The following is a 14,469-nucleotide window of genomic DNA, read 5'->3' on the forward strand; positions in this document are numbered from 1 at the left end:
GTTTGGAAACGGCCGCTTCCTGCTGCGACAGCTAGCGGGGGCAAGAGCGGAAATGGCCCTGGCGGTGAACGCCTACAACCTCAAAAGAGCGATCAATGTGCTGGGTGTACGCCGAATGATGGAGTTGATGGGCTGAAAAGCCTTTTTTTCTGTTACCTGCACAAAAGCAAACGCCCCGAACAAGTCGGGGCGTTTGCTTAGGCCGCCTTCAGCGTGTTTTCACACAGTCTGCGTAGCGGGTTTTCTGTTGAAGCGGGCTGCGGTCAGTCGTCGCGGCTCATGATGCCGAAGATCTGCAACAAGCTGATGAACAGGTTGTAGATCGATACATACAGGCTGATGGTCGCCATGATGTAGTTACGCTCGCCGCCGTGAATGATGGCACTGGTCTGGAACAGGATGCAGACAGACGAGAACAGTACGAAACCTGCGCTGATCGCCAGTTGCAGGCCGCTGATCTGGAAGAAGAAACTGGCCAGCGTTGCGCCCAGCAACACGAAGAACCCAGCGGTGATGAAACCACCGAGGAAGCTCATGTCCTTGCGGGTGATAAGCACGTAAGCCGACAGACCACCGAACACCAGTGCAGTCATCGCGAACGCCGAGCTGACCACTTCAGCGCCGCCCTGCATACCCAAGTAACGGTTGAGGATCGGGCCGAGCAGGAAACCCATGAAACCGGTGAGCGCAAACGCGGACACCAGGCCCCAAGCGGAATCACGGAGTTTGTTGGTGAGGAAGAACAGCCCGTAGAAGCCGATCAGCACCACGAAAATGTTCGGGTAGCCAACGCGCATCTGCTGGGCAACGAAAGCCATCACACCGCTGAATGCGAGGGTGAGAGCCAGTAGGCCATAAGTGTTGCGCAGGACGCGGCTAACCTCTAGCTGCTCAGCCTGCACGCTGTTATTAACTGCGTAATCCTGTTCGCGCATGGCGACACTCCTGTTGGTTTGAAACGTTCAGTCGCAAAGATCATAACAGACGCTCTGTAACAAGCCATGCAGAGAGTTTGACAGTGTGTTTCATTCAGGTATTATGGCGCCCGCAACGCAACGGAGGTGTGGCCGAGTGGTTTAAGGCAACGGTCTTGAAAACCGTCGACTGTAACAGGTCCATGAGTTCGAATCCCATCGCCTCCGCCATCTTATGTACGACAAAGCCCTGATTATTCAGGGCTTTGTCGTTTCTGGGGTTTGAGACTTCTGCTTCGACCTACCCGGATCGTTTCCGCATCGTTTCTGCCATTTGCGCAACCCTGCCTTTCGGACTCCACTGGCCCAGTCATTCCAACGGGTCGTACCTGAGTAATGTCTTGGGCTCCAGATACGCGCTCATCCCCCACCTGCCCATTTCGCGCCCAAGCCCTGATTGCTTGAATCCACCGAAGGGGGCACGCGGTTCGTGGGCCAAGGTGTTGATGAGCACGCGTCCCGAATCGATCTGACGGGCGACGTTCATACAACGTTCGGAGCTTTTTCCCAGCACCAGGGCACTCAGCCCATAGTTCGAATCGTTGGCGATGCTGATCGCATCAGCGTCATCCTCGTAGGGAATGATCGTCAGCACGGGGCCGAAGATTTCCTCACGTGCGATGCACATCCGATTGTTGGCATCAGTGAAGATCGTGGGCTTCACGAACCATCCGGCATGCAAGCCTTCCGGGCGACCTTCGCCACCTGCCAACAACCTCGCGCCTTCTTCCTGGCCAGTGCGGATATAGCGCTGCACCCGCTCCCATTGTTTCAGGCTCACCATCGGGCCTATGTCGGTGTTGGCGTTTCGCGGATCAGCCGATTGAATCTGTGAGACACCCTCCTTCGCAATCCGCTCGAACTCTGCCAACCGGCTGCGTGGCACGAGGATGCGAGTGCCCGCGATACAAGCCTGGCCGCTGTTGAGAAATCCGGCCTGCATTACTAACGGCATCACTGCGTGGAAATCCGCATCGTCAAGCACCACGGTGGGCGACTTGCCGCCAAGTTCGAGCGTCACACGCTTCATGGTGTCAGCACCGGTTTTTACCAGATGTCGCCCGATAGCGGACGACCCCGTGAACGAGATCTTGGCAACATCGGGATGACGGGCGATTTCCTCACCTACTACATCGCCTCGCCCGTTGACGATATTGAATACACCCGGTGGCAGCCCCGCTTCGTGCAACGCACTGACCACGACCTGCGTCTGTAACGCGCTCATCTCGCTTGGCTTGATGACGGCAGTGCAGCCTGCTGCCAGCGCGGTGGCCAGCTTGTTGCAGATGAAACCCGCATTGCTGTTCCAGGGCGTGATCAGACCGGCAACGCCCACGGGCGTCAGAATGACCCTGGCCATGCCGACCTGCTCCTCAAAATCGAACGCCTCCAGTGCATCGATTGCTTGCGCGATCACATCGGCCGGGTAAGTCGCCATCGAGCGCGCGCGATTCGCAGGTGCGCCGTATTCCACGAGGATGGCTTCCAGCAGTTCTTCCTCCTTTGCCGCCACGGCCTGGTGCATGCGTTGCAATACCGAAATGCGTACTTCCCGGCTTGTACGAGCCCACGCCGGGAACGCCGCCTTGGCTGCTGCGATGGCACGCTGTGCGTCCAATGCATCGCCCAACCGAACCTGACCAATGACTTCCTCGGTGCTCGGGTTATGAAGGTCGAACCATTCCTGGCCGTGTGGCGTAACGAACTCGCCGTTGATGTAGATGTGTTCAATGCGCTGCATGATGACTCCTCGCTCAAAATGACTCGCCTGAATCGAGCCATTGTGATGAAGTCTATGAAGGGTTCATTAATCCGATAAGCCATCCTTTGGCATATGAACCATCCTTATATTCAGGACAATCCATGCACAGATCAGGAATGACCGAGCTGGAAGTCGTACTGGCCGTTTCGCGCCGCAGCAGTTTTCGCGGCGCTGCACAGGAATTGGGCATGTCCACTACCGCCGTGAGCAGCGCGGTGGCTGGTCTGGAAGCACGCCTGAAGGTACGTCTGTTCAATCGCTCGACGCGCAGTGTTGCCCTCACGGACATCGGCCAACGCTATGTGGCACGCATCGCACCTGCGTTGGCACAGATCAAAAGTGCCGGCGAAGAGGCCAGCGTCGGCCCCGATGAACCCAGCGGCACATTGCGCATCAATGCACCGCATGGCGCGGCCTACTTGTTGCTGGAGCCGTTATTGAAGCAGTACGCGCAGCGCTATCCCGAAGTACGCATCGACATCGTCAGCGAATCAAGCATGGTCGACATCATCGCCGGTGGCTTCGACGCCGGGATTCGCCTGGCAGAGTCTGTGCCGCAAGACATGATTGCCGTGGCACTGTCGGGTGACGTCCGGATGCTCGTGGTAGCAACGCCCGAGTACCTCGAACGCCACGGCGTGCCCGAGCATCCGCGAGATCTACTCACCCACCGGAGTATCGGTATGCGCATGGCCCATGGTGGCCTCTACCAGTGGGAGTTGGAGCGCGATGGCCAGAAAGTACAGATGGATCTGCCAGTGTGCTTCGCCTCCAACGAAATGCTGGCAATCAAACAGGCCGTGTTATTGAGCCTTGGCATTGGTTTCATTTCCGAGTGGTTCATCCAGGACGAACTGGCAAGCGACGCCCTGGTGCCGGTATTGATCCCGTGGTGCCCGTCGTTTGGTGGGTTTAGGCTCTACTACTCGGGCCATCGCTTCGTGCCGGCGCGACTGCGCGCGTTAATTGAACTCGCGCAGGAGTTGCGGCCCACTCTGAATTCGCGAGTATTTTGAGCCGATGACCACAGGTCTAATTGATGCCAACCTTCAGGATGTACTTGTGGTTTTTGAAGAAGTACCCAACGTAGATTTAAGCGTCATGTGTGAACAACTACAGACCGCTAGACGCGAGCTATTGAATCAACTGGCTATCTTCGTGGCTCGACTGTTTGTTGCTGCCAGGTGGTTCCTGGAAGTCGGCGCTACGCGATTTTCGCCAGTCGTCGCCGGACAACTGTGCAATCCGCTCACGGGTCAGGCTTGCGGTCAGTAGGCCAGATTGTAAAGTCAAGTAGGCAATCACTCCAACCTGCGCCGTTGCACAATAGGCAGGATTTGATCCTCGATATCGCGCATCAAGGCTGAATACGGCGGTTGAAGGGAGGCGATACCCACGCATCAATGTGGAACTGGTGACTGACGATGGGTTGAGCGACATCATCGACAAAGGGTTCGATGCAGGCGTGCACTTCGGCGAAATCCTCGCTGGTGACATGGTCGCTGTCCCGGTGGGCTCACCCCAGGCGATTTGTCACAGTTGCTGCCTCCGGTTATCTCGTGGGGCGCGGGACACCGGAAACGCCACAGAGGCTGCTTGAACACGCTTGCATTGGCAGACGCTTTCCCAGCGGCAAACTGTACAAATGGGAATGTCTTGCCGAAGGCCTGCCCATGCGCCTGGCCGTGACGGGGCCGTTGATACTGGAAGATGACACCATGATGATCCAGGCCGCGAAGGACGGTACCGGGATCGCGTACGTGTATGACGAGATGGCAAGGGAGTACATAGCGCAGGGGCAACGGGTGGAAATTCTTGAAGACTGGAAAGCCCTGCCAAGCAGGTTTTTTATCCAGTATTCCAACCGGCATCACGTACCGCCGGCGCTACAGGCGCTCATCGAGTTTGTACGTGAAACGCAGCATCAATGACAAACTGAAGGCGGTACACTTGCTCGCCGTCTAAAAGCGTAGGGTTGTGAAGACGGCGTTCTGATCAAGCGTTATCGACAGGCCGTTTTTGGCCGTTTGCTGCCTATCATAAGGCGCAGCAACCGACCCGAAGCAGCCTTGATGTCTGTTTATTGTCGCCATTCGTTATTGGCATTCATGGAGGATTCTGACTGATGGCACGTGTGGGTTTGATACTGACACCCGGTTTTGCGGACTGGGAATATGCTTTCATTGCTGGAACTGCGTCACCGTTTTACGGGATCGACGTCAGGTTTTTCGCTCCTGCTACGGGGCAGTTCCGCTCGCAGGGCGGATTGGCTGTAACGGTTGATAGCAGTTTGCAGCAATGTCTGGACTGGAAACCGGACGTTGTTGTCATCGTTGGAGGAACGATCTGGGAGCGTGCAGAAGCACCGGATATTCGAGACTTTCTTCATGCCAGTCGCTCAAGTGGGGCGACAATTGCAGGTATCTGTGGGGGAACACTGGCACTTGCCAGGGCCGGGCTTCTCGACACGGTTCCTCATACCTCGAACAGCGCTGACTTCTTACAACAGAATGCCGTAGGTTATGAAGGGCGCACGCTTTATCGAAACAGTCCGGTCGCTGTGGTTGCAGACCGCATCATAACTGCTCCAGGCCCTGCACCCATTAGCTTCACCTGCGCAGTGTTCGAAGGGGCCGGGCTATCTTCAGAGATCATTTCTCAGTTCAGGTCAATGTTGGCAGCGGAACATGCGTGATCGCGTCGCCCCGGCGCTGACTGGACGCCGCTCAAGTTAGCTTCACTAGGCCGACCCGGTCTAATCCTTGTTCCGCCGACGGGTCACCAATGGGATTACGAGCGATATGAAGGCGATAACTGGAACGGATTGCAAGTGTTCGGTAACCTTCCGGCGAGCGCACCCAAGCAGTTAGTAATCAACCAGATCTAGTGTCACTAGACTTCCCTAATTCATTTCTCTGGCAGGCTTCATCAACACGGCGCCCTCATGGTTCGTCGTCCCAATAATTAAGCGTAGTCCCGGGCCGCTGCACAGCGGTGAACGCGCGCGCCCCATTGATTGTGACCATCGCCTGATATTTGCCGGAGTCCGGGTATTGGCAGACTTCGGGGGTTTCTCGGGTGCCAATGGACAGGTACTTCAGCGGCGCATCCGAGGTGTTGATGATCTGATGCGGATACTCGGGGCCAGCCGGAATGAAGATGACGTCGCCGCTTCGGATCGGCAACATTTCACCCGCCACGCGCAGGGTGCCAAACCCTTCCAGGATGACGAACATCTCTTCCTGAGCATAATGAAAGTGGTAGGGGCAAGAACGCTTGCCTGGCGCGACGATGTCCACCGACGCACCGAGTTTCTGCGCGACGGTGTCAGTGCCGAGGCGCGCGCCATGGCTCTCGTAAAGAGGGTCGCGGCGCTCGTATTGCAGCGGCACATCATTGAAATTGCGAATCATGCGCGCAGTTAAAGCACAGGCGTCATTGCTCATTACTCACTCCCGAAAGTATCTGTCCGGGCATCCAGCCTCGCGTAGCTAACCGAGTTGCCATTTATGCGGCAGCAGCTCTTCAATTTCACATGCCCGATGCGTAAGCGTACACCGAAGTCACGATGCATGACTCAGGTCGATATCTGAAAGACGTTCTCACGCGTCTGCCGACGCAGCGGGCGAGTGATATTTCCGACCTGTTGCCGCCCGGGTTGATGCCCATCTGGCTGTGCAACCTCTGACTGGTCACCGTATCAAGATTCGCCTAGTCGCCCAAACTAACGGTATTACTGTTGGCGCGGACATAATAATTATCAAATTCACCGCTTTCGACAAATACGAAACCATGGCGAATATAAAAGCGATTTGAAGCGCTTTCTTTGAGAGCGCCAACCTTAATAGGGCGTCCGATCTCATCCGCCTCTCTGAAAATCTGAGTGAGAACTTCGGTGCCTATCCCTGCTCCTTGGGCGCTGGGTATCACATACAAATGGTCAAGCAGAAGCTCGCTCTGATGGTCTTTGAGAACAACAAAACCGACCATATCACCTGATACTTCTATGCGGCGCGTGCTGCTAGCGTCGAAACCACTATGAAACCGTTCGCGCGCGCGATCAGGATCAAATCGCCCAAGCCGCTCTAGGCTTTCGCGCATGGCCTCAATCCGAATGGCTACCAGATCTTCTAGATCGCAGTTTGAAGCACGGCGTAAAACGACAGCAAATTTTTGATCAGGGGAAGTTGACATAACAAGCGCTCTAGGCATGGCCGGTGACTCATTATAGAGAGCGTGAGTCGCATAACCAGTCCTGCAAAACAGAAACAAATATCTTCTAAGCCACTGAAAGATAAGGATTAATCTTCGAACTTGAAAACCGTCGACGGTAACAGTTCCATGCGTTCGAACCCCTTCGCCTCAGCCATCTTTATACGACAAAGCCCTGATTATTCAGGGTTTTGCCGTTTCTGGGATTCGCAACTGTCACGCCGGTCTTTCTTGATCGTTTGCGCACCTATTCAGTCATTTCCGCAGCCCTGCACTCCAACACCACCTCGTCCCGCTCAAATAAAATAGCTCCAGACAAAATAGTGACTCGCGCATAGAGCCGGTCAAGCGTTGGATATGGACGGGGCGTCAGGATTGAGGATTTCCACGAGAAAGTCGATAAACACATTGATGCGGCTCGATCCACGATGATTGGGCAAATACAACGCGTTGATGCAACTGCTGGCACTGCCTGGATTGACCTCGTAATGCTCCAGCAATCGTGTCAGCCGACCGGCGGCCACGTCGTCGCGCACCAGCCAGTCAGCCAGCAGCGTCACCCCGCCTGCGCCAATGGCGGCTTCGCGCAGGATGTCGGCGTTGTTGCTCTGCAGACGCCCGTGGACGCTGAGTTGAATGGCTTCGTCATCCCCCAGAAACGTCCAGTGATGATGCGTACCGCCGTAATCAAATCGCAGGCATTGGTGCACGAGCAAATCGCGCGGATGACTCAGCGCTGCGCTACGCCTCAGGTAATCCGGACTGGCCACCACCCAACGCTGAAACTGCCCCACGCGCTTGCTGACAATGTCGTCACTGACCACCGATGAGCCCAAGCGCACCGACACGTCAATCTGCTCGCTCAGCAGATCGCTGACTTTGTCACTCAGCGACAGACTGATTTCCAGCCCCGGATGCCGCTCGAGCAAGCGGTTCAGGTGCGGCGCGATGAGGCGTCGGCCGAACTCCACCGGCACGCTGATTCGCAGTCGTCCTTGCACTTCGCTGCCACGGTCAGCGACCACCGCGTCGGCCTCTTCGATAGCATCGAGAATCGCCACGGCTTTTTCGAAATAGGTTTGGCCGGCGATGGTCACGCTGGTGTTGCGCGTGGTGCGATTGAGCAGGCTTGCGCCTAGCTCGTTTTCCAGCCCCGCCACCTGCCGTGTCACTGAAGACGTCGACACTCCGAGTTTGCGTGCTGCCGAGGAGTAGCCTCCACAGCGCACCGTTTCAACAAACATCTTCAGTGCCAGCAACTTGTCCATAAGCGGGGTCCGGTCGAGAAGGAACGGCGATGATTGTGCATCACCGTTCGCCAATCGTCTTGTATCACCGTGCTTCTGGGCACCCGTCGCCTGTTCAGCCATTGCCCTTTCGACCCAGGAACAGCGCCAGCGCCAATGCCGGAAGAATCGCCATTGCGACGGCCGACAGGTTCCAGCCGAAATGCTCATAGAGTGGGCTGGCAACCAGTGATCCCAAAGCCCCGCCGACAAAAATGCTGGTCATGTACACCGCATTCAGGCGTGCGCGACTGTGCGGATCGATGGCATAGACTTCGCGCTGACCCAGCACCATGTTCAGTTGCACGGCAAAATCCAGTAGCACCGCACACACGACCAACCAGACATACCCACTACCAGGCAGCGCGGCGATCAGCAGCGAAACCGGTGCCAGCAGCAGCGCCACCAATGTTGCGCGACGGCCATGTCCGGCATCGGCCAGGCGTCCGGCAATTGGCGCCGCCACTGCCCCGACCGCCCCGACCAGAGCAAAAATCGCCACATGCACTTGCGTGAAGCCGTGATGACGCATCAACTCAATCGGCGCCAGCGTCCAGAACAGGCTAAAACTGGCGAACAGCAAGCCTTGATACAACGAGCGTTGACGCAGCACCGGATGACGCCGAGCCAGCGCGAACACCGAACCGATCAACGCGACATAAGTCGCTTTGTGGGTGGGTACGCGACGTGGCAAGGCAACGGCGGTAATAAGGGCGATGATCGCCATCAGTGTCGCCGCGCTGTAAAACACCCCACGCCAGCCACACACTTCAACCAACAGGCTCGACAGTGGTCGCGACAACAGAATCCCCAGCAGCAGGCCGCTCATGATGTTGCCGACCACACGGCCCCGCGTGGCCTCAGGCGCCAGGTGCGCCGCCAGTGGCACGAGGATTTGCACGGCGACCGAGGTGAGACCGATCAGCAAGGAAAACACCAAGAACATCGAGGGCGAATGGGTCAGCCCGGCGCACAACAACGTGACACTCGCCGCCAGTGTGAAGCCCACCACCAGACGCCGGTTTTCCATCAAGTCGGCCAGCGGCACCAGCAACAACAGGCCCAAGGCATAACCAAATTGCGTAAGCGAAACGATCAGACTGGCATTGGCGTTGGACAGGCCGATTTGCGGCGCGATCAATTCGACGATGGGCTGCGCGTAATAAAGGTTGGCCACGACCGCGCCACAGCAGAACGCCAGGAACGCGACCATCAGGCCGGAAAGTGAAGCTGGCTGCTCGGCCTTGGCGGCTGCGGCGGGATTGCCCGTGAGCATGATGACACCTCGTTGAGTTGGGGAAAGTTGAGCCAAGGCTACGGTCACGCTGACACTCTGAGAATCCGCCTTGCGGGCAACGCAGTGATGCGTCGTGCGCAACGGCGCGGGTGTTGCTCTTGGCGCAACATGCTGATGTGGCGCCCGGCGATTGCCCCGATTGAACACCCCAAAACGTTCGATGCCGCGCAGTTGCAGCGCGGTGCGCGAGTCGTCGAGGCCGGCGACTATGCGATCTGCCATACCCGCCCGTACGGTGAATACCTGGCCGGTTGGCTGCCGTTGGTGACGCCATTTGGTACCTTGTTCAGCACCAACATCACCCCGGATGCGCAGACAGGCATCGGTCAATGGCCATTGCCGGCATTCGAACGGGCGATGCGTGAGGGCATTGCCCGCGATGGTCACTTTCTGTATCCGGCGTTCCCTTACGTGCATTACCGGCGCATGAGCGATGCCGTCGCAAGCGAAACCGGCCGGCGCTGGCTGAATCTGCTGCTGAGCCGTTCGGCACAACCTTCATGAGTCTCTCCAGCGGGCATCCACGATTGACGAGGGGGCTGTTGCGTTGCACGCAAAACAGCGTAGCGCCCGACACGGATTATCACCCCCGGCGTGCCCGGTTAAGTTAGCTCCACTGCGTGCGGAACCTCGCGTCTGCCGCACTTATATCCAATGAATGAAGCTGGAGCCTCCCATGACCCGCCACTTGTTCCAACCCGTCGCACTGGGCCCCTATACGCTTGCGCATCGTGTAGCGATGGCACCGTTGACGCGTTCGCGCGCCGGCCAGCCGGGCGATGCCCCGACCGCCATGAATGCCGAGTATTACCGTCAACGCGCGAGCGCCGCGCTCATCATCACTGAAGCCACGCAGATCTCGCGGCAAGGTCAGGGTTATGCCTGGACACCGGGCATCTACACCCATGATCAAGTCCGGGCCTGGCGCGAAGTCAGCACGGCGGTGCATGACGCCAGCGGCTTGATCTTCATGCAACTGTGGCACGTCGGGCGGGTTTCGCACCCAAGCTTCCAACCCGACGCCGGTCTGCCGGTCGCGCCCAGCGCCTTACCAGTGCCCGGCAAAACTTTTATCGTCGATCAAAAGGGTAACGGTATCTGGAGCGACGTGCCTCTGCCGCGCGCCCTGGAAACCTCGGAAATCGCCGGCATCATCACCGACTATCGCCGGGCGGCGCGCAACGCGCTGGATGCCGGCATGGACGGCGTGGAAATCCATGCCGGAAATGGTTATCTGCTCGATCAATTCCTTAACAGCAACAGTAACCAGCGCGAAGACGATTACGGCGGCAGCGTTGAAAATCGCGCACGCTTTCTGCTGGAGGTGGTAGCGGCGGTCGCTGAAGAAGTAGGTGCTGAACGGGTCGGTGTGCGTCTGACGCCGATGGGACGATTCATGGGCATGGGCGATGACACACCCGAGACTACGTTCGGTCATCTCGTCGAGATGCTCAACCAATGGAATCTGGCCTACCTGCATCTGGTGGAGCCTGCGATGGTCGGGACGGTCAAGGACGAAAACTTCGACCCGCGCTGGGACGCGATCATCGCCCAGCTTCGCCAAGCCTGGAAAGGCGTTCTGATTCTGGCCGGCGGGTATGACGCCGAGTCCGCCGAGCGAGCACTGATCTCAGGTCGCGCCGACATCATCGCGTTCGGTAGACCTTTTCTGGCCAACCCTGACCTGCCGCGACGGATTCACGACGGCTTACCGCTCAACACCCCGGACCCGAGCAGCTTTTTTGGTGGTGATCAGCGCGGCTACATCGACTATCCGTTTTACGCCTGAGATGAAGACGCCGGCCGGTACGCGCGGCGACTCGAGCAGATTGGCGCCCTCCTCGCTTGCTTGCACTTGCAACGTAACGCCCTTCGCCTTGCTGTAGCTCTGTTCAGGCGTCCGAGTGGGAGGAATTTGCCCGTTCAGTCGACACGCCAATGCCTGCCATGGACTCTCGAGGCTTGAGAGACCATGCCGAAATTATCTTGCATGGCGTCGCGTTTGATGTGCGCACCTCCCAAACGGCTCAGCAACAGCTTGAGAACCCCCTGTTGCAGCGCAAGAATCGGCAGCGAAGCGCCACGCATTGACGCGCCTGATGGTCGGGTCAACTGTTTAGGTTCGTTTAGAGCACTGGTCAGTCTGAAGCCACAGCATTCAATTCGCCGCCCTTTCACGCGGCCACGCTCTCATTTCATGAGCAAGGCTGAGCTCTGCGCGAACTTCATCGATGAGTGCAGTTATTGCCTGGTTTCCTGTCAGACACGTGATGGAAATGCCTGTGACCATCAACTCTATCCGCCCCGATAGAGGGTCATAGATCTGCGCCTGAAGATAACCCTGCGGCTCAATCTGACATTTGCATGAAAGCGGCAAAAAAGCCGATTCGATGATGTGGCGCAGTTCAAGGTTTGACAGCATGTCGACCCCTTTGAGCAGGAGCCAGCCAAGGCACTCGCGCTTTACTGGATTGATTGTGGTGCCATCACCCATAACACCTGGCGCAGCAATGACATGATCAGCGTACGCCTTCGTGCTCGACACGTTATACCCTTTAGCAATCGAACCCTTTTATCTCGCTTCCATAGCACGCACTTGCCGAGGATGCCGCAATGCCGAAGAAACAGCCGGTCGTTCAAGAGGCCGCAACAGCCGCAGACATCGAGCGCGCCATCCAGGCGTTGAACAAAATGGCCGAACGCCTCTGGGGGGACAGTCGAGAAGCGGAGGCCAAAGCCCTTCTCGACGCGCTTGATGCGTTAAACAGGGCACTCGACAGAATCAGGATTGGAGAAAGTCGCAGGGTGGTCACACTCCATTGAACCGCTCACGCTATTGTCCAGCGACGCCAGTAGCCATGTCCTGAGGGCCACTATTTTCTCCGAATCAGCCGTTTCATGAGGCGCCACCAGATAGAACCCCAGATCATCTTTCAAGCGCAGAGCAAATGGCGACACCAGTCGCCCTGCTCGCAGATCATCGGCGACATAGGTCGAACGACCCATGCATACGCCTTGCCCGTCCACAGCGGCCTGCACCGCCATCATCGCCAGATCAAACGTCAACCTTGGCCCTTCTGCCAGTTGCGCTGGCTGACCGGCGGCACTGAGCCAGGTGTTCCAGTCTCCGGCGGTCATGCCACTGACTTGCAGCATCGTGTGGTTCGCAAGATCGGCGGGTGTGCTCAAGGCCTTCGCCCCGCGAGGCAATGCGGGACTGCATACCGGGAATATTTCATCAGACATCAAGAAGTCGGCGCGCAAACCCTTCCAGTCGCCCCGACCATAACGAATCGCTGCGTCAATGCCGCCCTTGCGAAAATCTACCAGATCGGTGGAGGCACTGACCCGCACATCAATATGGGGATACGCCTGCTGAAACGACGGCAGACGTGGCAATAACCACTTCGACGCCACCGATACCAAGGTACTGATGGTCAACACACTGTTGTTGCGCGATGCCAGTAATTGTTCGGTCGAATAGCGCAGCCCTTGGAATGCCGAGCGGATACCGGGCAAATAAGCCTGGCCATGCTCAGTGAGTGCCAAACCGTCTTTGAGGCGCAGAAACAAAGACACACCCAACGCCTCCTCGAGCCGGCGAATCTGATGACTGATGGCGGTTTGCGTGACGTTAAGCTCTTCGGCTGCCTTAGTGAAACTCATGTGTCTAGCGGCGGATTCGAAGGTTTTCAAGCCGTTGAGAGAGGGAAGCCTGGCAAACATATGAAGCTCAATGACCATGAGATTTTGTCATACGCTAACACTCGAAATGACCTTTGCGAAGCCTGAGACGAGGAGTGATCCTGACGCCTTCTTTCAGCCAGGAAGCGCCATGAAACTGTATTTCGCGCCCATGACCTGCTCTCTCTCCCCGCACATTGTGCTGCGGGAATTGGGCTTGCCGTTCGAACTGATTCGCGTCAATAACCAGAGCAAATGCACCGGCGACGGGCGCGACTTTCGCAAGATCAACCCCAAGGGGTACGTTGCAGCGCTGGAACTGGATAACGGCGAGGTACTAACGGAGGGGCCGGCAATTCTTCAATATCTGGCGGATCAGGCGCCGGACCACGCAATGGCTGCGGCCAACGGCACCTGGGAGCGCTCGCGGTTGCAGGAACATCTGAACTTCATCAGCGCCGAAATCCATGGTGGCAGCGCCCCGCTGTTCAGTGCTGAGTTCCCGGAAGCGATCAAAACCGTTTTCAAGCAAAAGCTCGTCAAACGTCTGGATTACCTGAGCCGCAGCCTTTCGGAACAGGACTATCTGATGGGCACGTTCACGGTTGCCGATGCCTATCTGTTCACCGTGCTCACATGGCTACCAACCTTCAATATCGACATAGAAAACTGGCCGGCCCTCGCCAGTTATAGTCGCCGTGTCGCTGCACGACCCAGTGTCCTGTCAGCCATCGCGGCAGAGGCGGCGACGCTGCCTGTGTGATCCGGATTGTCAGTTCGTTTTCTCTGAAGGGGCCATGTCCGGAGGGAATCTGTAAACTGCCGCGATATTCACTCGCTCAGACAAGGACCCCCATGGCCAACCAAAACATCACCTTCACTCCCGATCCGGACGCCGACTCCATTTCCTCCGACGTCGCGACGTTCGGTGGGATCATGGTCTCCACCCAAATTCCGACCCGCGCCGATGGCAGCCTGGAACTGGGTGGCATTACCGAGCAAAGCGAATGCACACTGCAAGCGCTGAAAGTTGCCCTGGAACGTGCCGGCAGTTCAATGGATCGGGTCATGCACCTGACCATCTACCTCACCGACATGGCTGATCGCGCTGCGTTCAACCAGGTTTACCAGCGCTTTTTCGCCAAGCCGTGGCCAGTGCGTGCCGCAGTCGGCGTCGCCTCGCTGGCGGTTGAGGGCATGCGCGTAGAAGTGACTGCCATGGCGGCCCAGGCTTGAGCTCCGCTCCTTTCAGGT

Annotated in this window: 15 protein-coding genes, 1 tRNA gene and 3 pseudogenes; 10 read left to right on the top strand and 9 right to left on the bottom strand. The window is 57.5% G+C overall.

Features of this window, described 5'->3' with window-relative positions:
- Window positions 1-263: 263 nt before the first annotated feature.
- Window positions 264-935, bottom strand: coding sequence for a Bax inhibitor-1/YccA family protein (locus ACIOU6_RS13850; protein ID WP_008081508.1), 672 nt, complete (start codon window positions 933-935; stop codon window positions 264-266).
- 122 nt (window positions 936-1,057) lie between these two features.
- On the opposite strand from ACIOU6_RS13850, the gene ACIOU6_RS13855 reads away from it, so the two are divergent.
- Window positions 1,058-1,145, top strand: a tRNA-Ser gene (locus tag ACIOU6_RS13855).
- 139 nt (window positions 1,146-1,284) lie between these two features.
- On the opposite strand, the gene ACIOU6_RS13860 is transcribed toward ACIOU6_RS13855, so the two are convergent.
- Window positions 1,285-2,715 carry an aldehyde dehydrogenase family protein gene (locus ACIOU6_RS13860; RefSeq protein WP_401137053.1) on the bottom strand — a complete coding sequence of 477 codons (1,431 nt, stop codon included), beginning with the start codon at window positions 2,713-2,715 and terminating at the stop codon, window positions 1,285-1,287.
- 122 nt (window positions 2,716-2,837) lie between these two features.
- Between ACIOU6_RS13860 and ACIOU6_RS13865 the strand changes: the two genes are divergently transcribed.
- A complete protein-coding gene (locus tag ACIOU6_RS13865; RefSeq protein ID WP_401137056.1) occupies window positions 2,838-3,752 on the top strand; it encodes a LysR family transcriptional regulator in 915 nt (304 codons plus the stop codon).
- A 169-nt stretch (window positions 3,753-3,921) separates the two neighbouring features.
- On the opposite strand, the pseudogene ACIOU6_RS13870 reads toward ACIOU6_RS13865, so the two are convergent.
- A pseudogene (locus ACIOU6_RS13870) lies at window positions 3,922-4,127 on the bottom strand (aldo/keto reductase); the annotation flags it as partial.
- Between ACIOU6_RS13870 and ACIOU6_RS13875 the strand changes: the two are divergent.
- A pseudogene (locus ACIOU6_RS13875) lies at window positions 4,124-4,667 on the top strand (LysR substrate-binding domain-containing protein); the annotation flags it as partial. The pseudogenes ACIOU6_RS13870 and ACIOU6_RS13875 overlap by 4 nt on opposite strands.
- Before the next feature lie 194 nt (window positions 4,668-4,861).
- Window positions 4,862-5,431, top strand: coding sequence for a DJ-1/PfpI family protein (locus ACIOU6_RS13880; RefSeq protein ID WP_401137059.1), 570 nt, complete (start codon window positions 4,862-4,864; stop codon window positions 5,429-5,431).
- 247 nt (window positions 5,432-5,678) lie between these two features.
- Here the strand turns inward: ACIOU6_RS13880 and ACIOU6_RS13885 are convergent, their stop codons facing one another.
- Entirely contained in the window at window positions 5,679-6,182 is a 504-nt protein-coding gene (locus ACIOU6_RS13885) for a cupin domain-containing protein (RefSeq protein WP_401137062.1), read from the bottom strand.
- A 125-nt stretch (window positions 6,183-6,307) separates the two neighbouring features.
- Here ACIOU6_RS13885 and ACIOU6_RS13890 point away from each other — a divergent pair.
- A pseudogene (locus ACIOU6_RS13890) lies at window positions 6,308-6,424 on the top strand (transposase domain-containing protein); the annotation flags it as partial.
- Window positions 6,425-6,447: 23 nt separating this feature from the next.
- Here the strand turns inward: ACIOU6_RS13890 and ACIOU6_RS13895 are convergent.
- The 3 genes from ACIOU6_RS13895 to ACIOU6_RS13905 form a co-directional block, all read right to left on the bottom strand.
- Window positions 6,448-6,930, bottom strand: a complete 483-nt coding sequence (locus ACIOU6_RS13895; RefSeq protein WP_401137065.1) for a GNAT family N-acetyltransferase — start codon at window positions 6,928-6,930, stop codon at window positions 6,448-6,450.
- 362 nt (window positions 6,931-7,292) lie between these two features.
- Window positions 7,293-8,216 carry a LysR family transcriptional regulator gene (locus ACIOU6_RS13900; protein ID WP_401137068.1) on the bottom strand — a complete coding sequence of 308 codons (924 nt, stop codon included), beginning with the start codon at window positions 8,214-8,216 and terminating at the stop codon, window positions 7,293-7,295.
- 94 nt (window positions 8,217-8,310) lie between these two features.
- Window positions 8,311-9,510: an MFS transporter gene (locus ACIOU6_RS13905; protein WP_401137071.1), complete on the bottom strand. Its 1,200-nt coding sequence runs from the start codon at window positions 9,508-9,510 to the stop codon at window positions 8,311-8,313.
- 129 nt (window positions 9,511-9,639) lie between these two features.
- Between ACIOU6_RS13905 and ACIOU6_RS13910 the strand changes: the two genes are divergently transcribed.
- Both ACIOU6_RS13910 and ACIOU6_RS13915 read left to right on the top strand, forming a co-directional pair.
- Window positions 9,640-10,035 carry a hypothetical protein gene (locus ACIOU6_RS13910; RefSeq protein WP_401137074.1) on the top strand — a complete coding sequence of 132 codons (396 nt, stop codon included), beginning with the start codon at window positions 9,640-9,642 and terminating at the stop codon, window positions 10,033-10,035.
- A gap of 172 nt (window positions 10,036-10,207) precedes the next feature.
- Window positions 10,208-11,320, top strand: coding sequence for an alkene reductase (locus tag ACIOU6_RS13915; RefSeq protein WP_401137077.1), 1,113 nt, complete (start codon window positions 10,208-10,210; stop codon window positions 11,318-11,320).
- A 369-nt stretch (window positions 11,321-11,689) separates the two neighbouring features.
- Here ACIOU6_RS13915 and ACIOU6_RS13920 read toward each other — a convergent pair whose 3' ends face one another.
- Window positions 11,690-12,076, bottom strand: a complete 387-nt coding sequence (locus ACIOU6_RS13920; protein ID WP_311775968.1) for a DUF1652 domain-containing protein — start codon at window positions 12,074-12,076, stop codon at window positions 11,690-11,692.
- A 68-nt stretch (window positions 12,077-12,144) separates the two neighbouring features.
- On the opposite strand from ACIOU6_RS13920, the gene ACIOU6_RS13925 reads away from it, so the two are divergent.
- Window positions 12,145-12,354, top strand: a complete 210-nt coding sequence (locus ACIOU6_RS13925; RefSeq protein ID WP_260455921.1) for a hypothetical protein — start codon at window positions 12,145-12,147, stop codon at window positions 12,352-12,354.
- Here ACIOU6_RS13925 and ACIOU6_RS13930 read toward each other — a convergent pair.
- Window positions 12,292-13,257 (bottom strand): transcriptional regulator GcvA, encoded by a 966-nt coding sequence (locus ACIOU6_RS13930; protein WP_401137081.1) that lies wholly within the window; start codon window positions 13,255-13,257, stop codon window positions 12,292-12,294. The two genes, ACIOU6_RS13925 and ACIOU6_RS13930, sit on opposite strands and share 63 nt — an antisense overlap.
- 109 nt (window positions 13,258-13,366) lie before the next feature.
- On the opposite strand from ACIOU6_RS13930, the gene gstA reads away from it, so the two are divergent.
- Together gstA and ACIOU6_RS13940 are read left to right on the top strand one after the other, a co-directional pair.
- A complete protein-coding gene (gene gstA / locus ACIOU6_RS13935) occupies window positions 13,367-13,978 on the top strand; it encodes a glutathione transferase GstA (RefSeq protein ID WP_401137084.1) in 612 nt (203 codons plus the stop codon).
- A 92-nt stretch (window positions 13,979-14,070) separates the two neighbouring features.
- Window positions 14,071-14,451 (top strand): RidA family protein, encoded by a 381-nt coding sequence (locus ACIOU6_RS13940; protein ID WP_401137087.1) that lies wholly within the window; start codon window positions 14,071-14,073, stop codon window positions 14,449-14,451.
- Window positions 14,452-14,469 lie beyond the last annotated feature (18 nt).

The sequence above is a fragment of the Pseudomonas sp. NPDC087615 genome (genome assembly GCF_044743445.1).
Taxonomy (GTDB): Bacteria; Pseudomonadota; Gammaproteobacteria; order Pseudomonadales; family Pseudomonadaceae; genus Aquipseudomonas; species Aquipseudomonas baetica_A.